Source organism: Agromyces sp. NPDC058484 (genome assembly GCF_042720415.1).
Lineage (GTDB): Bacteria > Actinomycetota > Actinomycetes > Actinomycetales > Microbacteriaceae > Agromyces.
The window spans coordinates 41,500-65,405 of record NZ_JBHXMP010000011.1 but is presented as its reverse complement, the minus strand read 5'-3'; the positions used below and the strand labels follow the sequence as shown (position 1 = coordinate 65,405).

19 protein-coding genes and 1 tRNA gene are annotated in these 23,906 nt (G+C 69.3%); 9 read left to right on the top strand and 11 right to left on the bottom strand.

Translation table 11 applies throughout. The features are described 5' to 3' along the window. Window positions 1-21: 21 nt before the first annotated feature. The 8 genes from ACFWN7_RS10660 to ACFWN7_RS10625 all read right to left on the bottom strand — a co-directional run bounded on the left by ACFWN7_RS10660 (window position 22) and on the right by ACFWN7_RS10625 (window position 10,485). The gene (locus tag ACFWN7_RS10660; protein ID WP_376938780.1) at window positions 22-1,773 is read right to left on the bottom strand and encodes a serine/threonine-protein kinase; all 1,752 of its coding nucleotides are present in this window, start codon (window positions 1,771-1,773) and stop codon (window positions 22-24) included. Continuing rightward, on the bottom strand, window positions 1,770-3,224 hold the full coding sequence (locus ACFWN7_RS10655; protein WP_376938779.1) for a peptidoglycan D,D-transpeptidase FtsI family protein: 1,455 nt from the start codon (window positions 3,222-3,224) through the stop codon (window positions 1,770-1,772). The genes ACFWN7_RS10660 and ACFWN7_RS10655 overlap by 4 nt, the downstream gene beginning before the upstream one ends. Then, on the bottom strand, window positions 3,221-4,624 hold the full coding sequence (locus ACFWN7_RS10650) for an FtsW/RodA/SpoVE family cell cycle protein (protein ID WP_376938778.1): 1,404 nt from the start codon (window positions 4,622-4,624) through the stop codon (window positions 3,221-3,223). Before ACFWN7_RS10650 ends, ACFWN7_RS10655 begins: the two co-directional genes overlap by 4 nt. Continuing rightward, the gene (locus tag ACFWN7_RS10645; RefSeq protein ID WP_376938777.1) at window positions 4,617-5,846 is read right to left on the bottom strand and encodes a PP2C family protein-serine/threonine phosphatase; all 1,230 of its coding nucleotides are present in this window, start codon (window positions 5,844-5,846) and stop codon (window positions 4,617-4,619) included. Before ACFWN7_RS10645 ends, ACFWN7_RS10650 begins: the two co-directional genes overlap by 8 nt. A 3-nt stretch (window positions 5,847-5,849) precedes the next feature. After that, window positions 5,850-6,392, bottom strand: a complete 543-nt coding sequence (locus ACFWN7_RS10640; RefSeq protein ID WP_376938776.1) for an FHA domain-containing protein — start codon at window positions 6,390-6,392, stop codon at window positions 5,850-5,852. After that, complete coding sequence (locus ACFWN7_RS10635) at window positions 6,389-7,129, bottom strand: FhaA domain-containing protein (RefSeq protein ID WP_376938775.1); 741 nt, start codon at window positions 7,127-7,129, stop codon at window positions 6,389-6,391. The genes ACFWN7_RS10640 and ACFWN7_RS10635 overlap by 4 nt, the downstream gene beginning before the upstream one ends. Window positions 7,130-7,192: 63 nt before the next feature. Further along, entirely contained in the window at window positions 7,193-9,703 is a 2,511-nt protein-coding gene (locus ACFWN7_RS10630; protein ID WP_376938774.1) for a glycoside hydrolase family 65 protein, read from the bottom strand. Continuing rightward, complete coding sequence (locus ACFWN7_RS10625; RefSeq protein ID WP_376938773.1) at window positions 9,700-10,485, bottom strand: HAD family hydrolase; 786 nt, start codon at window positions 10,483-10,485, stop codon at window positions 9,700-9,702. Before ACFWN7_RS10625 ends, ACFWN7_RS10630 begins: the two co-directional genes overlap by 4 nt. 447 nt (window positions 10,486-10,932) lie before the next feature. On the opposite strand from ACFWN7_RS10625, the gene ACFWN7_RS10620 reads away from it, so the two are divergent. From ACFWN7_RS10620 to ACFWN7_RS10600, 5 genes are all read left to right on the top strand, one after another. Continuing rightward, a tRNA-Leu gene (locus ACFWN7_RS10620) sits at window positions 10,933-11,019 on the top strand. Window positions 11,020-11,590: 571 nt separating this feature from the next. Then, window positions 11,591-15,034, top strand: a complete 3,444-nt coding sequence (locus tag ACFWN7_RS10615; RefSeq protein ID WP_376938772.1) for a PQQ-dependent sugar dehydrogenase — start codon at window positions 11,591-11,593, stop codon at window positions 15,032-15,034. A gap of 95 nt (window positions 15,035-15,129) precedes the next feature. Further along, the gene (locus ACFWN7_RS10610) at window positions 15,130-16,125 is read left to right on the top strand and encodes a sugar phosphate isomerase/epimerase family protein (RefSeq protein WP_376938771.1); all 996 of its coding nucleotides are present in this window, start codon (window positions 15,130-15,132) and stop codon (window positions 16,123-16,125) included. Window positions 16,126-16,145: 20 nt separating this feature from the next. Continuing rightward, window positions 16,146-17,417 carry a hypothetical protein gene (locus ACFWN7_RS10605; RefSeq protein ID WP_376938770.1) on the top strand — a complete coding sequence of 424 codons (1,272 nt, stop codon included), beginning with the start codon at window positions 16,146-16,148 and terminating at the stop codon, window positions 17,415-17,417. Window positions 17,418-17,547: 130 nt separating this feature from the next. After that, window positions 17,548-18,648 carry a DUF916 domain-containing protein gene (locus ACFWN7_RS10600; RefSeq protein WP_376938769.1) on the top strand — a complete coding sequence of 367 codons (1,101 nt, stop codon included), beginning with the start codon at window positions 17,548-17,550 and terminating at the stop codon, window positions 18,646-18,648. Between the two features lie 105 nt (window positions 18,649-18,753). On the opposite strand, the gene ACFWN7_RS10595 is transcribed toward ACFWN7_RS10600, so the two are convergent. Further along, the gene (locus tag ACFWN7_RS10595) at window positions 18,754-19,458 is read right to left on the bottom strand and encodes an SOS response-associated peptidase (protein ID WP_376938768.1); all 705 of its coding nucleotides are present in this window, start codon (window positions 19,456-19,458) and stop codon (window positions 18,754-18,756) included. Window positions 19,459-19,594: 136 nt separating this feature from the next. Between ACFWN7_RS10595 and ACFWN7_RS10590 the strand changes: the two genes are divergently transcribed. The 3 genes from ACFWN7_RS10590 to ACFWN7_RS10580 all read left to right on the top strand — a co-directional run bounded on the left by ACFWN7_RS10590 (window position 19,595) and on the right by ACFWN7_RS10580 (window position 22,005). Beyond that, a complete protein-coding gene (locus ACFWN7_RS10590) occupies window positions 19,595-19,870 on the top strand; it encodes a DUF1778 domain-containing protein (RefSeq protein ID WP_376938767.1) in 276 nt (91 codons plus the stop codon). A 58-nt stretch (window positions 19,871-19,928) separates the two neighbouring features. Next, on the top strand, window positions 19,929-20,369 hold the full coding sequence (locus tag ACFWN7_RS10585; protein WP_376938766.1) for a GNAT family N-acetyltransferase: 441 nt from the start codon (window positions 19,929-19,931) through the stop codon (window positions 20,367-20,369). Window positions 20,370-20,508: 139 nt separating this feature from the next. After that, window positions 20,509-22,005: a flotillin family protein gene (locus tag ACFWN7_RS10580; RefSeq protein ID WP_376938765.1), complete on the top strand. Its 1,497-nt coding sequence runs from the start codon at window positions 20,509-20,511 to the stop codon at window positions 22,003-22,005. Window positions 22,006-22,039: 34 nt separating this feature from the next. On the opposite strand, the gene ACFWN7_RS10575 is transcribed toward ACFWN7_RS10580, so the two are convergent. Together ACFWN7_RS10575 and ACFWN7_RS10570 are read right to left on the bottom strand one after the other, a co-directional pair. After that, the gene (locus tag ACFWN7_RS10575) at window positions 22,040-22,636 is read right to left on the bottom strand and encodes a YbaK/EbsC family protein (RefSeq protein WP_376938764.1); all 597 of its coding nucleotides are present in this window, start codon (window positions 22,634-22,636) and stop codon (window positions 22,040-22,042) included. Between the two features lie 7 nt (window positions 22,637-22,643). Further along, window positions 22,644-23,192, bottom strand: a complete 549-nt coding sequence (locus ACFWN7_RS10570) for a MarR family winged helix-turn-helix transcriptional regulator (RefSeq protein ID WP_376938763.1) — start codon at window positions 23,190-23,192, stop codon at window positions 22,644-22,646. Window positions 23,193-23,288: 96 nt separating this feature from the next. Here ACFWN7_RS10570 and ACFWN7_RS10565 point away from each other — a divergent pair, with 96 nt between their 5' ends. Beyond that, the gene (locus tag ACFWN7_RS10565) at window positions 23,289-23,882 is read left to right on the top strand and encodes an NADPH-dependent FMN reductase (RefSeq protein ID WP_376938762.1); all 594 of its coding nucleotides are present in this window, start codon (window positions 23,289-23,291) and stop codon (window positions 23,880-23,882) included. Window positions 23,883-23,906 lie beyond the last annotated feature (24 nt).

Below are 23,906 nucleotides of genomic sequence, written 5' to 3'. Positions count from 1 at the left end.
CCGGTCGACCGAACCGTGCGGTCAGTTCTCGATGTTCACCGTGAGTGCGGGGGAGAACGGCGAATCGAGCTGGCCGCAGAAGTAGCGGAAGGTCACGTCGAACGATCCGCCCGGGGTGTTGTTCACGTTGATCTGGGCGCTCGTGGTGCCGGCGCCGAAGACCGGGTTGTTCGGCACCGTGGCGTCGCCCGCGACCGACACCTCGTAGCCGCTGAGCGTCTGCCCGGCGGGACAGGTCTGCGCGGTCCAGTTGACGGTGATCTGTCCCACGTCGGGCTCGACCGGGTTGCTACCCGTCGTCGGCGCGGAGGCCGGCGCGCTCGGGGCCACCGGGTCGGTGAGGTACGTCAGCGTGATCGTCGTGCCGGGCTGCACCGGGCCGCTCGGATTGACCTCGGAGACCGTGTTGGCAAGGTCGGGCTCGGAGGCCGCAGCGCCCTCCTGGCGCGTGACCGGCAGCCCGAGGGCCTCGATCGCCGCGGCCGCGTCGTCGATGTTCATGCCGATGTACGCGTTGCGGTCGATCTGGATGGTCTCGGGCGGCGCCTCGGTCTGCGTGGGGGTCGGCGTGGGCGTCGGGGTGGGGGTGGCGGTGGACGTGGGCCGGGCGGACGTCGAGGTGGGGTCGCCGCCTTCGCCGCCGCGGCCCAGCGCGAGCGCGATGATCGTGCCGATGAGCACGATCGCGAGGATCGCGATGAGCACGATGAGCGGCCATGTCCACGGGCTGCGCTTCTTGGGAGCGCCCTCCCCCTCGACTGCTTCGCCGTCGCTGACGCCGGCAGCGCCGACGCCGGCCGCGCCGACGCCGGCCGCTCCGACGCCGGCCGCTCCGGCCGACGGCAGCACCGTCGTGGCGGCCGTGGCTCCGGCTGCGGCGGGCATGAGCATGGTGGCCGCCGTCGCGCCCGCGGCTCCGAGCACGGCGGGCACTGCTGCCGCGGCGGCCTGCACGTCGCCGCGGCGGAGCGCGGTGGCTGCGCGTGCGAGGTGCGCCGCCGACTGGGGGCGATCGGCCGGGTTCTTCGCGATGCACGCGTAGACGAGGTTGCGCACCGGCTCCGACACCGTGACCGGCAGATCGGGCGGCGTCTCGTTGATCTGCGCCATCGCGATCGCGACCTGCGACTCGCCGGTGAACGGCCGGCGGCCGGCCAGCGCCTCGTAGGCCACGATGCCGAGCGAGTAGATGTCGGTGGTCGGGGATGCGGGGTGACCCGACGCCTGTTCGGGCGAGAGGTACTGCACCGTGCCCATGACCTGACCGGTGGCGGTGAGCGGCACCTGGTCGGCGATGCGAGCGATGCCGAAGTCGGTGATCTTCACACGTCCGTCGGGAGTGATGAGCAGGTTTCCGGGCTTGATGTCGCGGTGCACCAGGCCGGCCGCGTGCGCGGCCTGCAGCGCGGAGGCCGTCTGGGCGACGATGTCGAGCACCTTGTCGGTCGAGAGCACGTGCTCGCGCTCGAGGATCGTCGAGAGCGCCTCACCGGGCACGAGCTCCATCACGAGGTAGGCGCTGCCCTCTTCCTCGCCGTAGTCGAAGACGTTTGCGATGCCCTCGTGGTTCACGAGCGCGGCGTGCCGCGCCTCGGCGCGGAAGCGCTCGAGGAACCCGGGGTCGCCGAGGTACTCGTCCTTCAGGATCTTGATGGCGACCTGCCGGCCGATCACGAGGTCGGTGGCCTGCCACACCTCGCCCATGCCGCCGATGGCGATCCGGGACGCCAGCTCATAGCGCCCCCCGAAGGTGAGCCCTGCGCTCGGTCTCATTTGTTCAGCACCGCCTCTAGTACCTGCTTTGCGACGGGAGCGGCGATGAGATTGCCGTACCCCTCCTGGCCAAGTCCCCCGCCATCCTCCACGAGTACCGTGATCGCATACTGAGGGTTGTCGGCGGGGGCGAAACCGGTGAACCACAAGGTGTAAGGGTCATCCTCGCCGTTCTCCGCTGTACCGGTCTTACCGGCCACGCTGACGCCGTCTATTCTTGCATTACTCGCGGCGCCGTTCTCGACGCCGTTGACCATCATCCCCACCATCGTGTCGGCGGTGGCCTCGCTGATCGCGCGTCCGAATTCGGTGGGTGCGAACTCCTCGAGGGGGGTGAGGTCGGGTGCCGCGATCGCGTCGACGAGATCGGGATTCATCACGATGCCGCCGTTCGCGATCGCCGCCGACACCATCGCCATCTGGAGCGGCGTCGCACGCACATCGCCCTGCCCGAACGCCGTGAGCGCCGTCTGGGGTTCGTCGAGCACGCGTGGGTATGTGCTGGGCTCGGTCGGGGTGGGAATGGCGAACTCGTGGTTGAACCCGAACTTCTCGGCCTGCGCGCGGATCGCGGCATCTCCGAGCTCCATGCCGAGCTCTGCGAAGGGGATGTTGCACGAGAGTCGCAGCGCGTCGGCGAGTGTCACCGTCGCCCCGCCCCCGCACGTGCCGCCGCTGGAGTTGCGCACCACGGCGTCGGTGCCGGGCAGCGTGAGCGACGCGGGGTTCGGGAACGTGCTCTCGGGCGTGTACCGGCCCGATTCGAGCGCCGCCGCGGTCACGACGAGCTTGAACACGGAGCCCGGCGGGTTCATGTCGCCGCCCGTGGCGCGGTTGAAGAGGGGGTCGCCCGGGTCGGCGAGCAGCCCCTCGTAGGTGGCCTGCACCTGCTCGCCGTCGTGCACGGCGAGGGCGTTGGGGTCGTACGTGGGCTTCGTCACCATCGCGAGGATCCGCCCGGTCGCGGGCTCGGTGACGATGACCGCGCCGGTGTAGTCGCCGAGCGCGTCCCACGCGGCCTGCTGCGCAACAGGGTCGATCGCGACCTCGACGGATGCCCCCATCGGATCCTGCCCGGAGATCAGCCGGTTCAGCGAATCGAAGAACTGGCTCGACGACTGTCCGCTGAGGTAGGAGTTCAGGGACTGCTCGAGCCCGGTCGCCTCCCCGTTCACGGGGATGTAGCCGGTGACGGGCGCGTAGAGCATGCCGTTCGCGTAGACGCGCTGGAACCGATACACGTCGTCGGAGGGCTGCGAGAACGCGATGGGGTCGCCGCCGACGAGGATCGGTCCGCGCTCGACGGAGTAGCTCTCGTAGAGGGTGCGCGAGTTGCGGGGGTCCGCCGCGAGGGCGTCGGCCTGCACGTACTGGATCACGGTCGACGATACGAAGAGCGTCAGGAACATGAGCAGCGCGACGATCGTCACGCGTTTGAGTTCGCGGTTCATCCGTCGATCACCAGCCTCGGATGGTTGCGCACCGTGTCGGAGAGCCGCAGCAGCAGCGCCACGATGATCCAGTTGGCCACGAGCGATGAGCCGCCCGCGGCGAGGAACGGGGTGGTGAGCCCGGTCAGGGGGATCACCCGGGTCACGCCGCCGACGACGATGAACACCTGAAGGGCGATGACGAACGCGAGTCCGACGCCGAGGAGCTTGCCGAAGTCGTCTTGGCCCGCGAATCCGATGCGGAAGCCGCGGGCGACGAAGAGCACGTAGAGCGCGAGGATGGCGAAGACCCCGGCGAGGCCCAGCTCCTCCCCGAGGCTCGCGATGATGTAGTCGCTCTGGGGCACCGGGGTGATGTCGGGGCGCCCCTGCCCCCAGCCGGTGCCGATGAGCCCGCCGTTCGCGAGTCCGAAGAGGCCCTGCACGAGCTGGAAGCTGCCGCCCGGGTCGGCGTTGAATCGGGCGTCGCTGAACGGGTCGAGCCAGTTCGCGAAGCGGTTGCCGACGTAGTCGAGCGTCTGGCTCGCCACGAGCGCGCCGCCGATGAACAGGCTGAGCCCGAGCACGACCCACGACAGGCGACTCGTGGCCACGTAGAGCATGACGAGGAAGAGCCCGAAGTAGAGCAGCGCGGTGCCGAGGTCGCGCTGGAAGACGATGACGGACATCGACAGGGCCCACACGACGAGCAGCGGGCCGAGGTCGCGGGCGCGCGGGAACCGCATGCCGAGGAACTTCCGCCCCACCATCGACAGCGAGTCGCGGTTGCGCACGAGGTATCCCGCGAAGAACACCGCGAGGGCGATCTTCGCGATCTCACCGGGCTGGAAGGTCGCGACATCCCCGATGCCGATCCAGACCCTCGCACCGCTCACCTGCCGACCGATGCCGGGGATCAGCGGCAGCAGCAGCAGCACGATCGCGACGAGGCCGGAGAGATAGGTGTAGCGGAACAGCACCCGATGGTTGCGGATCGCCAGGATCGTCGCGATCGCGGCCACGATCGCGATGGCGCTCCACACGATCTGCCGCACCGACGCGCTCTCCCACCCGGACTCGCCGTCGGCGATGTCGATGCGGTAGATCATCGCGATGCCGAGCCCGTTCAGCACCGTCGCGATGGGCAGCAGGAACGGGTCGGCGTCACGGGCCACGAACCTCATCGCGATGTGCAGCCCGAACACGAGCATCGAGAGCCCTGCGCCGAGGAACACGAGCTGCGTGTCGATGCGGCCCAGGGCGCCCAACTGCACGAGCACGATGGCCCCGGCGTTGATGAGGCACGCGACGACGAGGAGCCACAGCTCGGTGTTGCGGAGCTTCTGGGGGAGCCGGATGCGCCGGACCCCGGCCGGCGGGGTCGTGGGCCTCGCGACGCGGCCGGCGATGGGATCAGTCAAGGGACTCCTCCAGTCGCTCCACGATGCGGGATGCCTCGGAGAGCGAGCCCGCGCTGATCGTCTGCTCGACGCGCTGCTGGTCGTAGGTGCGGAGCTCGGCGACGTCGATCTGCGTCTCGGTGTGCAGCTCGTGCAGCGAGATCGGCCCCAGGTTCTGCTGGATGCCCTGGAAGATCGCCACGCGGCCGTTCGAATCTCCCACGTAGTACCGCGTCTGGGTCCACCGGTAGCCGACCACGAACACGGTCACGATCGCCGCGATGAGCAGCACGATCCAGAAGCTCCACATCCAGCGTCGACGGCGCCTGCGGCGGGCGTCCTCCTCGATGAGCTCGTCGAAGTAGTCGGCCGAGTCGGGTTCGAAGTGCGTCTCCTGCACGGGGTGGGGGCGGAACGGAGCGAGACGGATGCCGCGGGCGCGCGCCGGCTCCGCCGCGCCGAACGCGAGCGGCGCCGCCGCCGAACCGACCACCAGCGGCGGCGTGGCGGGCGCCGGAGGCTCGCCCATGTCGACGACGACGACCGTGACGTTGTCGGGCGCGCCGCCGTCGAGCGACGCCTTGACCAGCCGGTCGGCGATCTGCTTCGCGCCGGCGTCGGCCGACAGCAGTTCGTGCAGCTCGTCGAACGAGACGACACCCGAGAGACCGTCGGAGCACAGCATCCACCGGTCGCCGGCGCGGGTGTCGAGCACCATCGAGTCGATCTCGGGCGAACTCTCCACGTCGCCGAGCACGCGCATGAGCACGGAGCGACGCGGATGCACCATCGCCTCCTCGGCGGTGATGCGGCCCGCGTCGACGAGGCGCTGCACGAACGTGTGGTCGGTGGAGATCTGGCTGAGCTCTCCCGAACGCAACAGGTAGATGCGGGAGTCGCCGATGTGCGAGATGACGACCCGGTCGCCGTCGATCAGCAGTGCGCTCACGGTGGTGCCCATGCCGGTGAGCTCGGAATGCTCGGCGACGGTCTCGGCGAGCTGGCGGTTGGCGGCGATCAGCGCGCCCTCGAGGTTCGCTGCGGCATCCGCCGGGGAATCGAACAGGGCGTCGGCCTCGGCGATGCGGCGCGTCGCGATGGCGCTCGCGACGTCGCCGCCGGCGTGCCCGCCCATGCCGTCGGCGACGAGGAAGAGGTGCCGCCCGGCATACCCGGAGTCCTGGTTGTTCGAGCGGATGCGCCCGACATGCGAGACCGCGGCGCTCGCCTTGACCGTCGCCATGGGCTACCGCCGCAGCTCGAACGTCGTCGCTCCGACCTTGACGGTGGCTCCGAGCGGGATGGGCGTCGGCACGGTCACTCGGGAGCCGCCTAGGAAGGTGCCGTTCGTGGAGTCGAGGTCCTGGATCATCCAGCGGCCGTTCCAGAGCATGAGACGGGCGTGGTGGGTGGACGTGTAGTCGTCGCGGATGATGATCGCCGAGTCGCTCGAGCGGCCGATGGTGATCTCGTCACGGCCGAGCGGGAACTCGGCGCCCGCCTTCTGCCCGCTCGTGATGACGAGGCGGGCGGCGTTCTCGGTCGAGGCGGTCTCGCCTCCGGGACCCGACGCGGGGGCGGCAGGGTGCGCGGCGGGCGAGGCGGGACCGACGGGCGGGGCTGCCGCGGGGAACGGGGATGCCGCGGCCGACGCTGCGGCATCGGGCTGGAGCTTGCGCACCCGCTGGCCGAAGAGGTCGCTGCGCAGGGAGTACACGATCGCGAAGACGAAGACCCAGAGCAGCAGGAGGAATCCGAGCTGGAGGACGACGAGGGTGAGTTCGCTCATTCGGCGGGCCCCCAGAATCCGCCAATGTCGTGGCGCTGGGTGGCCGGGTCGCCCTGGCCTCCTGGCGGGGCGGATGCCTGGGCGAGCACGCGGAAGACGATGCGCGAGCGACCGATGGTGATCACCGAGTCGGGTTCGAGCACCGCGTCCTTCACAGGCGCGCCGTTCAGCTGGGTGCCGTTGGTGGAACCGAGGTCGCGTACGCGCGCACGGGTGCCGTCCCACTGCACCTCGGCGTGCCTGCGGGAGGCGCCCGAGTCGTCGAGCGTGAGATCGGCTTCGCTGCCGCGTCCGATCACGGTGCGGCCCTTGAGGATCGGGTGACGGGTGCCGGCGACGTCGAGCACCGGGGTCCAGGCGACCTGGCCCTTCACGTTGCGGGAGTCGACCTGCACCATGCCTACGGACAGGCCCGGGTCCCCCTCCAGCGCGATCGAGATGCCGCCGGCGAACTGGAAGCGCTGCGCGGCGGCGTGCTTCTGCACCAGATCGGTGAGCTCGTCGATGAGTGCCGGGCCGAGACCGGCCATGCGGTCATGGTCGGTCGGCGACATCCGCACCGTGAACGTGTTCGGAACGAGCACGCGGTCGCGCGAGACGACGGCCGCCTTCGTGTCGATCTCGCGCTTCAGGGCAGCGGTGATCTCGACAGGCTGCAGCCCCGAGCGGAAGGTCTTCGCGAACGCGCCGTTGACGGCGCGCTCGAGACCCTTCTCGAAGTTGTCCAGTAGGCCCACAGGTCTCCCGATCCGGTTCCGTGATGGTGTCATGGTAGCCCGATGGGCTGAGAACGCTCCGTTTCAGTCGACCGGGATGGGCGCCTCCTCCTCGTCGACATCGAGCGACAGGGTCGGGATGGACGCCGTGAGCAGCGAGCCGTCGGCACGACGCGATCCGGCCACGTCGCGCATGGTCGGGGCGCCGTAGAGCCGCGGCCCCTGGCCGTCGAGCGGCACCGTGACATCCGTGCCGGCCGTCACCACGACCTCGGTGCCGCGCACCCGCACCCGGGCCTCGTCACCCGCCTCGACGGCGAACGTGATCGACTCGGCCTCGAGCGCGACCCGTATCCTCGTGCCGCGAAGGGTGAGGCGGAAGACGAGCCTGCGCCACTCGTCGGGCAGGCGGGGGTCGAACGTGAAGACCCCGCCGTGGTCGCGGAAGCCGCCGAAGCCGGCGACGAGCGCACTCCACACACCACCCGTCGAGGCGACGTGCACGCCGTCGGCGGCGTTCTGGTGCAGGTCGGCGAGATCGACGAACAGCGCGGACCGGAAGTATCGCAGGGCGAGCTCGTGGTACCCCACTTCGGCGGCGATGATGGATTGCACGATCGCCGAAAGCGTCGAGTCGCCCGTGGTCAGCGGGTCGTAGTACTCGAAGTTCGCGCGCTTCGCGTCGGCCGAGAACCGGTCGCCCTGGAGGTAGAGCGCGAGCACGACATCGGCCTGCTTCAGCACCTGGAACCGGTAGATCACGAGCGGGTGGTAGTGCAGGAGGAGCGGGCGCCGGTCCTCCGGCGTGTTCTCGAGGTCCCACAGCTCCTTCTGCAGGAACGCGGAGTCCTGGGGGTGGATGCCGAGTTGCTCGTCGTACGGGATGTGCAGGTGCGCGGCGGCGCGGCGCCAGGTCGAGACCTCGGCCGGTGTGACCCCGAGCCGCTCGACGAGCTTGTGGTAGGCGATCGGGTCGTTGACCTGCAGGCTGTCGACGGCGGATGCCGCGGCGGCGAGATTCGCACGCGCCATGACATTCGTGTACAGGTTGTCGTTCACGACCGTCGTGTACTCGTCGGGCCCGGTGACGCCGTGGATGTGGAACACGTCGTCGACCCCGGACCGCCAGAAGCCGAGGTCCTCCCACATGCGGGCGGTCTCGACGAGGATGTCGATGGCGCCGCGCGCGAGGAAGTCCTCGTCGCCGGTGGCGGCGACGTACTGGCCGAGGGCGTAGGCGATGTCGGCGTCGATGTGGTACTGCGCGGTTCCCGCCGCGTAGTACGCCGACGACTCCTGTCCATTGATCGTGCGCCACGGGAACAGGGCCCCGAGCTGGTTGAGCTCGAGCGCCCGCGCGCGGGCGGCGTCGAGCATCCGCTGCCGGAATCGCAGCACGTTGCGCGCCACGATCGGGGCGGTGTAGCTGAGGAACGGCATGACGTAGATCTCGCTGTCCCAGAAGTAGTGGCCGCCGTAGCCCGAGCCCGAAACACCCTTCGCGGCCACGCCGTCGCCGTCGGTGCGCGCGGTGGCCTGCGCGAGCTGGAACAGGTTCCAGCGGATCGCCTGCTGCAGCGCCGGGTGTCCCTCGAGCTCGACGTCGGATCTCGCCCAGTAGTCGTCGAGCCACGACCGCTGCTGCGCGAAGATCTCGGCGACGCCGAGCTCGGCCGCACGGTCGAGCGTGCGATCGGTGCGGTCGACGAGCTCCCGCGCCGGGACCATGCGGGCCGTGTGGTAGCTGATCAGCTTCGTGACCCGGATCGGCTTGCCCTGCTTCGCGTGCACTCGGTACGTGTGCTTCGCGAGGTCGTCGCCGATCGTGCCCGACTCGGTGAACTCGTTCTCGGTCTCGATGGAGTGCTCGGCGCCGATCGCGATGGTCATCCCGGAATTCGTGCACTCGTAGCCCAGCATGTACCGGGAGTCGACGGCGCGCTTCACCCGCGGCTGGAGCACGCGCTCGATGAACAGCTCTGCCTTGCGCGGATCGAACGCGCCCGGCGGCTCCTGCACCCCCGAACGGTACTCGTCGCGCCCGTCCTGGCGGTTGAGGATCTGACTCGAGATCGTCACCGCGGCATCCGCGTCGAGCAGCTCGACCTCGTAGTCGACGACCGCGATGTGACGGTCGGTGAACGAGACCATGCGGCGGCTCGTGATGAGCACGCGCTTGCCCGACGGCGTTCGCCACTCGATCGACCGCGACAGCGAGCCGAGCCGGAAGTCGAGTCGGCGCTCGTAGGCGAGGATCTCGGCTCTCGTGAGCACCAGGGGCTCGTCGTCGACGTAGAGGCGGATCACCTTGGCGTCGGGCGCGTTCACGATGGTCTGCCCGACGCGCGCGAAGCCGAACGCCTCCTCGGCGTGCCGGATCGGCCACGTCTCGTGGAAGCCGTTCAGGAACGTGCCGTGCATGTGGCCGTCGCGGCTCTCCTCGACGTTGCCGCGGAGGCCGAGGTAGCCGTTGCCCACCGCGAACAGGGTCTCGGTGCGGCCCATGTCGGCCATGCCGAACTCGGTCTCGACGAGCGCCCACTCGTCGATGGGGAACCGGGTGCGGTTCAGTGGGTCGGCGTCGGCGAACCTCATGACTGGTCCTCTCGGGTGGTGCCGGGGGTGGGGTGCGGAAGCAGAGGAATCAGCTCGTCGAGCTCGTCGACGATCACGTCGGCGCCGAGCTCTTCGAGCGCGTCGCGGCCGACGCCGCGATCGACGCCGATCACGACGCCGAACTCTCCGGCGGCTCCGGCCTTCACGCCCGACTCGGCGTCTTCGACGACGGCGCACGCGGTGGTCGGCAGGCCGAGGAGCTCGGCGGCACGTTCGAACGTGTCGGGCTCGGGCTTGCCGGGCAGGCCGTCCCGGGCGGCGACGGCGCCGTCGACCACGACCTCGAACCGGTCGGCGAGTCCGGCGGCGGCGAGCACGGCCGGCGCGTTCTTCGAGCTCGAGACGACGGCGACGCGGCATCCGCCGGCCTGCACCGCATCGAGGAAGGCGACACTCGCGGGGTAGGGCCGCACCCCCTCTTCGGCGAGGGTCGCGTTGAAGGCGTCGTTCTTGCGGTTGCCAAGTCCGTGCACGGTGTCGGAGGTCGCGGCATCCGTCACCTCGCCCTCGGGAACGCGGATGCCGCGGCTGCGCAGCAGGCTTCGCACACCGTCGTAGCGGGGCTTGCCGTCGATGTACGCGAAGTAGTCGCCGTCGGTGTACGGCGCCGCGTGGTGCTGCTCGAGGAAGGGGGTGAACAGGCGCGACCACGCGTGCATGTGCACGACGGCCGTGGGTGTGAGCACACCGTCGAGGTCGAAGAGGTAGCCGCGGATGTCGGTGAGGTCGATGCCGGCTGGGTCGGGGGAGATGGGAGGCACGGGTGAACCGGGGTCGGGGGAGATGGGAGGCATGCGGGAACCGGGGTCGGGGGAGATGGGGGAGTCGGACGGCGTGCGGGAGTCGGGCTGAGCGGGGGAGTCTAGGGAGTCTGGGGAGTCTGGGGAGTGGGGCGAGGTCACGGGCGGTCCTTTCGTTGCATCGGCCGGGGCACCGGAACCTGCGGATCGAGCCTATTCCCGGCGGTGCCGCGAGCGCGAGGTGCAATCGGGACTCGAAGGATTCACTGAGGCGACGCGCATCGGAAATGCAGGAAGAATCGCGTGACACGCCTGCTCGCGGCATCCGTTCGACGGCGTGTCACGCGAATCTTCCTGCGGTTCCAAGTCGGCCGAAGGCTCGCGGTCGCCTCGCGGCACCGCCGAATGGCTATTGCCGGAACGAGGTGATAATCTCGCTTGGTTGGCGCACCTCGGTGCGCCCCACGTGCGCGAGTGGCGGAATTGGCAGACGCGCTGGCTTCAGGTGCCAGTACTCGCAAGGGTGTGGGGGTTCAAGTCCCCCCTCGCGCACCACTACGCGCCGTTGCCAGGCCCCGGCGTTTTCTCATTGACAACGCACCTGGTCTGGCCAGGCCCGGGATCGTGTGAAGGCTGGAAGCCCCGATCCGCCGGTGTCGTGGTCGGCGCCGCTTCCCTTGGACTGAGCGCTCTTCGCCCGCTTCGAACCCGCACCATGTCGCCACGGTCTGGGCGGCAGATCCTACCAATGGTTCAGGTTGCAACCAAGTCGGTAGGCGGTCGGCAGAAATTCGTCGATGACACAACAACTTTTGTTTGACGCTAGGCGAAAATATACGTCAGTATGAAAACGCATGGTGGGTGTCACCTTCATGGGGGACGACCGGCACGCCGGGGGAACTTGGCCCCGCAACCGACGAAGAGGTCTGGTCGACAACGGCCGACTCGACGAGGAGGGGGGCAGATTCGGCACCGGGCCGCGCCCCGGCATCCAACCAAGAAAAACCGGGCCACCGCACACGACCGTCAAGCGATGAGCGGTGACCCGGTCCGACAACCCTGACTGGCATTCACCGACAGGAGCTGTTCAATGACGAATTCTAATCCCAGACGCTCATCGACGCGGATGCGGCAGTTCGCCGCGCTCGCGGCGGGAGCTGTCGCGCTGGCGGCGATCGGCTTCGCCGGTTCGCCGGCCGCCGCCCATGACGGGCACGACCACGATGCCGAGCCCGGCGGCACCGCAGCGCTCGACTGGACGAACTACGAGAAGGTCCTCCTCACCAAGAACGTGGGAGAGCCGATCGATCTGGCCGTCCTTCCCGACAGCCGCGTGCTCCACACGGCGCGCAACGGCGACATCCGTCTCACCGATCCGACGACGGGCGTCACGAAGGTGGTCAACACGATCCCTGTCTACGCGAACTCGGAGGACGGCCTTCAGACGGTCGCCCTCGATCCCGACTTCGAGAACAACGGCTGGGTGTACCTCGTATACGCTCCGGTCGACGCCGACGGCGACGGCGCGGCGGACACGCCGACCGGTTCGGCGCCGAACACCCTGCCCGCCGGTGCCGACGAGAGCTACTGGGAGCAATGGGAGGGCGTCAATCGCCTCTCGCGGTTCCAGTGGAACGGCTCGGGCCTCGACCTCGCGAGCGAGCAGGTCATCCTCGACGTCGATGTGCAGCGCGGCCAGTGCTGCCACGTCGGAGCCGACATCGACTTCGATGGCGACGGCAACCTCTACCTGAGCACCGGAGACAACACGCCCGCCGGAACGCCGGGCGCGAGCGGGTTCGCCCCGAACAACGACGCGCCGAACATGAATCCGGGCTTCGACGCACGGCGCGGCGCGGGCAACACGAACGACCTGCGCGGCAAGATCCTGCGGATCAGCGTCGAGGAGGACGGCACGTACACGATCCCCGAGGGCAATCTCTTCGCACCCGGAACGGAACTCACGCGTCCGGAGATCTTCATCATGGGCGTGCGGAACCCGTTCCGCATGGAGGTCGACCCCGAGACCAACTCGATCTCGTGGGGCGACTACGGGCCGGATGCCACGAAGGCGGCGGCCGCCTCCGCGGGTCGCGGGCCGATGGGCATCGTGGAGTGGAACGCGGCGAGCCTGGCCGACCCGCACAACTCGGGTTGGCCCTACGCCACCGGTGACAACTTCGCGTACAACGACTGGGACTTCGCGGCGGCCGCGCCCGGCGCGTTCTTCGACCCGGCCAACCTGGTGAACGACTCGCGGTGGAACACGGGCCTCACGCAGATCCCGGCCGCCCGCGCCGCGACGCTCTACTACGGCGACAACCCGGGCGACCAGCCGTGGGACGAGCTCGTGAACTTCGGCGCCGGCTCGGGCCAGGGCCCGATGGGCGGTCCCGTCTATCACTACGACGAGGCGAACCCGTCAGCCGCCAAGTTCCCGGCGTACTGGGACGGCAAGGCCTTCATGGGCGAGTTCTCGCAGGACTACATCGCCGCGTTCACGATGGATCGGGAGACGTTCGGTGTGACCCACATCCAGGACTTCCTGCCCAACTCGGCGCTGGCGGCCGCTGCCCAGCCGACTCACGACAATCCGATGGACATGGAGTTCGGGCCCGACGGTTCGCTGTACGTGCTCGACTACGGCGACGGGTTCTTCCGGGCCAACCCCGACTCCGGGCTGTACCGGATCGACTACGTCGAGGGCAACAAGTCGCCGCAGGCGCGCTTCACGGCCACGCCGGACTCGTCATCGGGCGCGCCGCTCGAGGTGGAGTTCGACGCGTCCGCGTCGAGCGACCCCGAGGACGGGGCGCTCACCTACGAGTGGGACGTCGACGGTGACGGGTCCTTCGACCGCACCGGGGCGACCGCGTCGCACACGTACACCGAGCTGGGCGCCTACACGGCTCGCCTTCGCGTCACCGACCCGCAGGGGAAGTTCGCGCTGACGTCCCGTTCGATCTCGGTCGGCAACCAGGCGCCCGAGGTGAACGTCGAGTTCCCCGAGAACGGCGGCTTCGTCGACTGGGGTCAGGCGGTTCCGTACCGGGTGACCGCCACGGATGCCGAGGACGGCAACGAGACCGTGTGCTCGCGCGTCGCCTGGACCTACGGTCTCGGTCACGACGAGCACGCCCACCCCGAGGTCTCGGGAACGGGGTGCACCGGCGCGTGGAGGACCAACGCCAGCTCGCCCGAGCACGGACCGGGCGCGCTGCTCTACGGCGCGGTGGTCGTGACGTACACGGATGCCGGAGCCAACGGACTGCCCGCGGCCGCCGGTGAGGCGACGGTGCGACTGAACCCGAAGCTCCAGCAGGCCGAGCACGCGATCGCGCGCCAGGGCGTCGTCGTCTACGCCGACGAGACGGCCTCGGGCGGATCCGCGATCCGCGGCCTGGGAACGAACGGCGGTCCCGACTTCGTGCGGTTCGACCCGGTGAGCTTCTCCGGCATCGACGGCGCGATCGTCCGCGCCAACGGCGGCGGAGAGATCGAGCTGCGCTGGGGTGCCGCAGACGCGACGCCGTTCGCTGTCGCGACGATTCCCGCCGGGGCCGGCTGGAAGGACGTCGAGATCCAGTTCGACGCCCCGGAGGGCACGGGTGCGCTGTATGTCACGTCGTCGGATGAGCTCGCGCTCGACTCGATCACCATGACGGGCGCCGGCGTCGCCGACGTCGCCGCGCCCACGGTCGAGCACACGCTCACCCCCGCCGAGCCGACCGGCGTCGGCGGAGTGTTCAACGAGCCGGTGCGGTTCGCGGTGCAGCCCGCCGACAACGGTGCGCTCGCCAGTGTGCAGTACTCGCGCGACGGCGGTGCGACGTGGACCAACCTCGCGGCGAACCAGCAGTACGGCGTGACGTTCTCTCAGAACGGCCGGTACGACCTCACGTACCGGGCGACCGACACCGGCGGCAACGTGTCGCAGACGGGTACGGTCTCGTTCAAGGTCGACCTGAACGCGCCGAACGAGCCGACCGTCGACTCGCGCACGAGCGTGAGCCTCGACGCTGCGCGGGTCACCTACGGCGCTCCCGGCGCCGTGGCGGTCTCGGTGACCGGCGAGGGCGGCATCCCGACCGGTGAGGTCGTCGTGACCTCCGGCGAGACGGAGGTCGGCCGCGGCACGCTCGACGCGGAGGGCAAGGCGACGATCGCGCTCGCTGCTGATCTTGCGGTCGGAACGCACACACTGCGGGCGACGTACGGCGCCGACGAGGTCTTCAAGACCTCGTCCGACACCGGGCGCCTCACGGTGTCCAAGGCGACATCGACGAGCGAGGTCACGGTCTCGCCCAATCCCGTGAAGCCGGCCGTCGCCGCGAAGGCGGCGATCGCGGTGGCATCGTCGACGGGCATCGTCCCGACCGGCGAGGTCAGCGTGACGGTGAAGCGCGGGTCGACCACGGTCACCAAGCTGACCGGCGAGCTCGATGCCGACGGCAAGGTCACGGTGACGCTGCCGAAGCTCGGCACGGGGACGTACCAGGTGCAAGCGGTCTACGACGGCTCGGCCGGAGTGTCCAAGAGCACCGCCACCGCCATCCTGACCGTTCGATAACGACCACGGCGGGGTCCTCACGACGCGAGGATCCCGCCACCACCCCAGACCGATCCGGGCGCCCCGCGGCCGGATCCACCTCGAAGGAGAGAGAAATGAGTCACCACCACGATCACGCACACCCGACGGTGTCGGCGAAGCCGATGAGTCGTCGGAACCTGTTGACGGCGCTGGCCGCGTCCTCCGTCGCCGTCGGCTTCGGCGCCGCGATGGCGCCCAGCGCGGCATCCGCGCTCGGCGTCGCACCAGCGGCCGTTCCCACGGTCAGCGGAGGGCGGCGGCTCGTGCCCGTCAACCGCATCGGCATCCAGCTGTTCACCATTCGCGACAAGGTCAGCTCACTCGGCTTCCGCGCAGTGTTCGAAGAGCTCGCCGGCATCGGCTACTCGGAGGTCGAATTCGCCGGATACACGCAGGGACAGCTCGGCGCCATCACGCCCGCCGAGATCCGCCAGCTGCTCGACGACAACGGCCTCCGGGCCGTCGGGTCGCACGTCGGCCTGAACCCGAACAACATCGACCAGCAGATCGAGACGGCGAAGGTCCTCGGGATGCCGCACCTGGGCCAAGGCGGCGCCATCACCAACAACAACACGGTCGCCGGATGGACGCAGGCGGCGCAGACGTGGAACCAGATGGGCGAGAAGGCAAAGGCCGCCGGGCTGAAGCTGTACGCCCACAACCACGCCGGCGAGTTCGGGTTCACGAGCGACGACCCGAGCAAGCGCGTCTACGACCTCCTCTGGGACGAGTTCGACCCCGACCTCGTGTACTTCCAGATGGACGTGTACTGGGCCTACGTCGGCAAGCACCGCTCACCCGGGTTCGAGCCGATCGACTACATCACGCGCGACCCGCGACGTTTCCCACTGCTCCACCTGAAGGACGGGAAGATCAACCCGGCCAGCGCGAACGGCTACGACATCGTCGAGTTCGGTGCCGGCGACATCCCCTTCCAGCAGTTCCTGTCGCAGCTGCGCGACCGCGGGCAACGGTACGGCATGTACGAGCAGGACAACGCCTCCGCGAGCGGGAACTCGCTGGGCAACGCCGCTCGGAGCTACGAGAACATCGCGTCGCTTCGCGGCTGAGAGAACGAGGAGAGAGCAACATGAGAAACATCTGGAAAGCATCCACCGTCGCGGTGCTCGTCGTCGGGGCCGGCGTCGTCGCCGTGCCCGCATACGCGGCCGACCTCAGCTGCGCGAGCGATCTCGGCGACCAGACCATCGCCGGAAACCTCGTCGTGGCCGACGGAGCCGACTGCGTGCTGGGCGGTGCCACCGTGCAGGGCGACATCATCGTCGAGCCGGGCGGCTGGCTCGACGCGACATCCGTCGTCGTCGAGGGCGACGTCATCGCCACCGACGCCTACGGCGTACTGCTCGACGGCGCGAAGGTCGAGGGCGACATCAGCGCCTACTCGGCCGACACGACCGTCGGCTTCCTCTACGCCAACGACCTCGAGGTCGGTGGCTCGGTCGCCGTCGGCGGCATCGACGTCGAGGCGACCGACGTCACGATCGGCGGCTCGTTCATGGCGCAGGAGGCGAACTACGTCGACCTGGTCCGCACGTCGATCGTCGGCGACGCCTCGATCGACGGCTCGCCGTGGGGCGTTTCGGTGGTCGGAGCGATCGTCCAGGGCAGCGTGACCGTGAGCAACAACTCGCGCGACGTTCTCATCGGGGCCGACGCGGACGGGGCAGCCGACGCCTTCGCCAACCTGATCGGCGGCGACCTGGTGCTCTCGGGCAACTCGGCGAACCTGCGGGTCGCGGCGACGACCGCGCACGGCGTCCTGAGGCTCGATGGCAACGACCCGCTCGCCGCGCTCGGCGAGGGCGTCGCCGCCGGTTCCGTCGTGGGCGACTATACGGGTGACCAGCCGGGCAGCCCCGCCGTCGGCGATCAGGCGATCGCCGTCACGATTCCGAATCAGGCTGCGGGTGAGTTGATCTGGTCGCTTGAGGGCACGTCTGCGCTCGTCGACCTCGGCGTTGCGGATGAGCAGATCGACCACTACTTCGCTGAGGGAGCGATCGTCCCGATCCGGATCCAGGACACCCGGGCGGGCAACCCCGCGTGGTCGCTCACCGCGCAGGTGTCAGACTTCGCAGCCGGCGGGGAGACGGTGTCCAGCAAGTACCTCGGCTGGACTCCTGGCGTCATCGACAACGGCGGCAGTGCTGTCGCCGGCACGCCGGTGGCCTCGGGCTTCGACGAGGGCGAGGGAATGTCCGTGGCCCGAACGTTGGCCGGGGCTGAGGCGGGTCACGCACGCGGCGCATCCGTCGTCGGCGCGGACCTCGACCTGAAGCTCCCGCTCGAGACCCCCCGCGGCACCTACACCGCGACGGTCACGCTGACTGCCCTCAGCTGATCGCTCCGCCTGCCCGGGTCGCGACGAAGCATCGCGACCCGGGCAGGCACCGTCACATCCACTTCGAAAGCGAGCCGTGCCCGTGTCCCTGTCCGTCTTCCCCCGCCCGTCTTCCGTTCGGCGATCGCGAGTGCTTCGAGCCGTCCTCACCGCAGGGCTGGCGGCTGCGCTCGTCATGGCATGGGCACCCCCTGCAGGTGCGGAGGAGGCATCCGACACCGACACGACCGTGTCGTGGAGCGTACGACCCGCCGACACCGTGCAGGGTAGCGGGCGTCCGAACTTCGCCTACGACCTTCCGCCGGGCGGAACGCTCACCGACGGCATCATCGTCACCAACCGCAGCGACGAACCGATCTCCCTCGACATCTACGCGGCCGACGGCTTCCTCACCCCAGACGGCTCCCTCGATATCCTGGCGGGTGGCGAGGAGTCCACCGAGCTCGGCAGCTGGATCGAGATCGAATCGCCTCAGGTCTCGATCGCCAGCGGCGAGAGCGCCGAGATCCCGTTCGAGGTCGTCGTGCCGGAGTCGACGCAGCCGGGGGATTACGCCGCTGGGGTTGTCGCGTCCATGAGCGTGGGGTCCGACGGCGGTGTGATCACCGAACGCCGACTCGGCTCTCGAGTGCACCTGCGCGTTCACGGCGAGCTCGCTCCCACCGTCACGGTGACGGATGTCTCGCTCGCCTACGAGGGCGTCGTCAACCCGGTGGCCGGTGGCACGGCCGTGGTCTCGTTCACCCTCACCAACACCGGCAATGCGCGCCTGGCGCCGGTCGCCGCCGTGCAGGTGGCGGGCCCGTTCGGCTGGGTGCCGACGGTCGCACCCGGTGAGGAGATCCCGGAACTCCTGCCGGGCAGCTCGATCGAGCACGTCGTGCACCTCGATGGCGTGGCACCCCTCGGGCTCATCACCGCGGACGTGTCCGTGACCGCGGACGTGGTCGCGCGTGCGGGCGGACCCGCCGAGGAGGTTCCGTCGGCGACGGCGGCGGGGTCCGCATCGACATGGGCGGTGCCCTGGTCGGCGCTCGCACTGCTCCTGCTCATCGCCGCGGCGATTGCTTGGCGCGTGTTCGCCCGACGCCGTGCAACGGCGGTGCACCAGCGCGCGGTCGACGAGGCGGTCGCCGCCGCACTCGCCGCCCGGCAGCCGGCGGTCGACGGTAGCCCCGACGCCGGGGCGGATGCCGAGGAGCTCTCACGAGAGCGGGTCGACGCCGGATGACCCGGGCAACGTCTTCCTCCCGGCAGCGACCGCTGGGCTGGACCACGACTCCGTCGTGAACGTCACTGACGTTGCCATCCGTGGCTCTCCGGCGATACGAGGCGATCAGTCGAGCGGCTCGATGAGCGACGGGTCTTCGGGGTTCACGGTGCGCGTGTTGTTCACCTTGCGGTCGACCTCATAGCTCGAGATCGACGCGGCCACCTTCTCGGACTCCGCGCTGAGGAGCGCCACCATCTCGTCTTTCGCCGTGTCGTCGAGCTTCACCGGCGCCAGGTAGTCGTCCCAGACGTCGCGCTCGAGGAACACCGGCATGCGGTCGTGCACCTCGCCCGAGGCATCCCGAGCCTCACGGGTGATGATCGACGTCGACACCTCCCAGTCGTCGCCGACCTTGCGCGCGGTGTAGATGCCGGCTGCGGCGAGCAGCGGCTGCTCGCCGTGCAGGAAGAACGCCTGCTTGTGGCCGGGCTCACCCGTCCACTCGTAGTAGCCGCGCATCGGCACGAGGCAGCGTGACGACGCGAACGCGCCCTTCCAGAGTCCGTTCGTCGCCACCGTCTCGATGCGGGTGTTGAACTGCGGGCGCTTCGCGTCCTTCATGAACGACGGATGGAAGTTCCACACCGCCGGGTCGATCGATCGCGTGATCTCCCCGGTGTCGCTGTTCTTGCGCTCGCGAACGATCGGCACCGTCTGCGTTGGCGCCAGCGAGTACTGGGGCCGCCAGTCTCGGTAGTCGTTGCCCTGGGCGACGAACTCCTGGATCATCTCGTCGACCTTGGCGTCGTTCGCGAATCGTCCGCACATGCTGCCAGTCTGCACCCGGCCGCCGACGGCGGCCATCGTCAGCGAACCGCGCGGTCAGGCTGACGGCCCGGAGATCCGCCGCGGTGAAGGAATGAGAAGGTACGCAGTGTACGGCAATATCCCGTACCGTAGGTCCATGGCCACTCCTCTCAAAGACAAGCGAATCGAGCTGCGCCTCACCAGTGCACAGAAGGATGCGATCGAGACCGCGGCTGCCATTGAGGGCCGCTCCATCACCGATTTCTCGATGGACGCGTTGACCGCGAAGGCAGACGAAGTGATCAGGCGCGATCGAGAGTTGCGTGTCGAGGCAGCTGCGTTCGATGAGTTCGCGGCATTGCTCGATCAACCTGCGAACTCTGTCGACGGGCTCCGTGAGTTGCTGACGCGCAAGCCGATCTTCATTGACTGAGTTCCTCAGCCCCCGGCCCCTTGCGGCGGGAGATGAACTCTCCGACTTCCGTTGCGGCGTGGAAGTCCTCGACAACTGGTTGCTTCGATTCGCGTCCAGGAAGGAGCGGACGGGTGCGTCGAGGACGATGGTGTCCGTCACCCGAGAGGGGCGCATTGCCGGCTACTACTCGCTGTCTGCAAGCTCCCTCGTCCGCGAGGATGCGCCTTCAGTGCTTGCACGGAATCAGCCCGATCCAATTCCGGTGATACTGATCGGCCGGCTCGCGGTCGACCACGCATTCAGCGGCGCGGGCTTGGGGGCGTCGCTGCTGCAGCACGCCGTTCTGCAAGCGATCCGCGCCGCGGAGATCATCGGCATGCGGGCAATTCTCGTGCACGCGCTCACCGAGGATGTCGTCACGTTCTACGAGCGATTCGGCTTCCAGCGGTTCCCGGGCTCGAGTCGCGCGCTGTCCCTCCTCGCCGGTGATGCTCGAGCGACCGTGGAGGATCTCTAGCCAGACGCCGAAGCGCGCGACCGCATCCGGCGGCGCGCGACATCGCGCGAGCGCCGAAACGGGCACGACTCTCCGTTGCGCGGCGGGCGCGCGGCATCCATTCTTGACAGAGTCCCATCCACCCCAGCAAAGGAATCCCGTGCTCGAACTGCTGTTCACCCCGATCGCCGGCATCGTCGCCCTCGTCGTCTTCGTCCTCATCGTCGTGTGGCTGTGGGCGAAGGTGCTGTACCGCAACGTGTCGCCCGACGAGGCGATCGTCGTCACCGGCAAGCGCTCGCGCCGCAAGATGATCGATGGCGTCGACACCGAGGAGTCGGGTCAGCGCGTCGTGCACGGCCAGGGCGTCTGGATCATGCCGTTCTTCCAGAAGGCGCACAAGCTCTCGCTGCGCTCGCGGGCCATCGAGATCCGCGCCGAGGCGCAGACGAACAACGGCATCACGGTGAACGTCGACGCCGTCGCCATCGTGAAGGTCGGCGACAGCGCCGCGGCGATCCGCGCGGCCGCGCAGCGGTTCCTCGGCCAGGACAAGAACATCGACATCTTCGCGCAGGAGGTGCTGTCGGGGTCGCTCCGCGCCTCCATCGGCGCCACCGACGTGCTCACGATCATCAACCGCCGCGACGAGCTGTCGGCCGCCGTGCTCGGCGTCGCTCGCGAGTCGCTCGCCAACCAGGGCCTCGACGTCGACTCGTTCGAGATCAAGGGCATCTCCGACAACAACGGCTACATCGACGACCTCGGTCGCGCCGAGCAGGCGAAGGTGCGAAAGCAGGCCGAGATCGCCGAGGCCGAGGCCCAGCGCGAGGCTCGAGAGGCCGTGATCGCCGCAGAGCAGACCGTCGCCGAGCGTGAGGCCGAGCTCGCCCAGCGCAAGGCTGCACTCCAGCGCGAGACCGACAAGGCGACGGCCGAAGCCGACGCCGCCCGCCCGCTGGCCGAGGCACTGTCGCAGCAGGAGGTCGTCGCCCAGCAGGAGATCACCGCGCAGAAGAAGGCGGCCCTGCGCGCGGCCGAGCTCGACTCCGAGGTGAAGGCCGTCGCCGACGCACAGGCGTACAAGGTCAAGGTCGAGGCGGATGCCGCGGCCGAGGCGGTGCGCATCGCCGCCGACGCCGACCGGGTCGCCCGTACGGCGTCCGCCGAGGCCCTGAAGGCCGAGGGGCTCGCCGAGGCCGACGCGATCCAGGCCAAGGGTGCTGCCGAGGCATCCGCCACCCAGGCCGCCGCCGAGGCCGTCGCGCAGGAGTCGGAGGCGCTCCTGCAGATGCGGCTCATCGACGCACTGCCGCTCATCGCGCGCGAGCTCACCGCGCCGATGTCGAACATCGACCAGCTCACGGTCGTCTCCACCGACGGTGCCTCGCAGCTCGCGAAGAACGCCGTCTCGGGCATCACCGAGGTCGACGCGATGCTGAGCTCGACGATGGGTGTCGGCATCCGCGAACTCATCGGCTCGCTCGTCGGAGGCACGGCCGCCGGCGCTGCCATCGCGCGCAGCACCGAGCCCGTCGCGAACCCCGCGCTCGCCGACCTCGGACTCGACGACGTCGGCACGCGCATCGAGGGTGCGGCGGGCGACGACGCCTCCGAGGAGTCGAGCGGGCGCGACGTGCCGACCGTCACCGGGTAGGTCGGCGGGCGGGTCTCGGTACGCGCCTTCGGTGCTACCCGACCAGCGGGGCCTGTGCGATCGGCAGCACCTCGGCGTTCGGCAGCCCGGCGAGGAACGCGCCCGTCACGAGCAGCTTGGAACCGCGGATGCCGCTGCCGACGATGAGGCGCTCGTGCTCGGCGACCGACGCGTCGACGAGGATCGGCCAGTCGTCGGGCAGGCCGACCGGCGTGATGCCGCCGTACTCCATGCCGCTCAGCGCGACCGCGTCGTCCATGGACGCGAACGAGAGCCTGCGGGCCTCGAGGTGCCGTCGCACGGCGCCGTTGACGTCGAGGCGGTCGGCGCCGCGCACGAGACATGCCGCGTACCACGTGCGCTCGCCGCGACGCGCCTGCACGATCACGCAGTTCGCGCCGTCGCCCATGGGGATCCCGTAGTGCTCGCAGAACGCGCCGGTGTCGGCGAGGTCGGGGTCGATCGCCGCGACGAGCACGTTCGCGGCATCCGTCGCATTCGCGGTATTCGCGGCATTCGTCGCATTCGCGGTATTCGCGGCATCCGTCGGTCGGAGCGCAGCAGCCGTCGGCGCGGCGAGGAGTGCGGGCGCGTCGAGTGCCGGCGTGAAGTCGAGGGTTCCGAAGCGCATGGTGCGATCAGCGTACGACGGATGCCGCGAGCGCCTCGCCGCCGGTCCGCTCGACGTCGCGGGCCTGCTCGTCGCGCACCCGCTGCACGACCTCGCAGCCGTCGGCGTCCATCGCGGACAGCACCTTCTGCGACACCCGGCGGAGGAGCTCCTGCTCGTCGTCGTCGAGCACGTCGAAGAACAGCTCGCGCATGACGCCGAGCCGTTCGGGAAGAGCGGCGCGCACGATGGCGCGGCCCCCTTCGGACAACGAGATCCATGTGCCGCGCAGGTCGGTGGCGCAGTCGAGGCGCTCGACGAGCCCGCGCGCCTCCATGCGCTTGATCTGGTGCGAGAGCCGGCTCTTCTCCCAGCCGATCAGGGCCGCGAGATCGCCGGCGCGCAAGGCGCGCTGAGGGGCTTCGAGGAGCGCGGAGAGCACCTGGAAGTCCGCTCCCGAGATGCTCGCGTCGTGTTGGAGGCGGCCCTCGATGGTCACCTCGAGCTGACGGTGCATGGTGTCGAAGACGCGCCAGACCGCCCACTCGGTTTCGCTCACGGCGGGGCACTCGGACATGTCGGCGATCCTACCAGTTTGTTGATATGTCAACCAATGATCTAAAGTCGTTGACGCGTCACCGATCGGTGATCGAATTTCATGAAAGGGACCTACGTGTCTGACCTCAAGATCGGCATCATCGTCGGAAGCACCCGCCCGGGCCGCATCGGCCCGCTCGTCGGGGAGTGGGTGAAGCAGAACGCAGCGGCGCAGGGCGTCGGGTTCGAGCTCGTCGACCTGCACGACTTCAAGCTGCCGATTCTCGAGGAGCCGTTCCCCGCTGGCGCCGGCAACTACCAGGGCACCGCGGCCAACGCGTGGGCCGCCAAGGTCGACGAGTTCGACGGATACATCTTCGTGACCGGCGAGTACAACCACTCGATCCCCGCGGCGCTGAAGAACGCGCTCGACTACGTCAAGGGCGAGTGGGCCGACAAGGCGGCCGGCATCGTGAGCTACGGCTCGATGGGCGGCGTGCGCGCCGGCGAGCACCTGCGCCAGATCTTCGGCGAGCTGCAGGTCGCCGACGTGCGCCAGCACGTGATGTTCTCGATCTACACCGATTTCGAGGGTTTCATGGAGGGCGCTCCCGTCTTCACCCCCGCGGAGCAGAAGGCCGGCGAGCTGCAGACGCAGGTCGACCAGATCGTCGCCTGGGCCGACGCGCTGCGCAGCGTGCGCGAGGGCGGGCTGCAGATCGCCGCGTAGGCATTCACGCCGCGAACGCCTCGG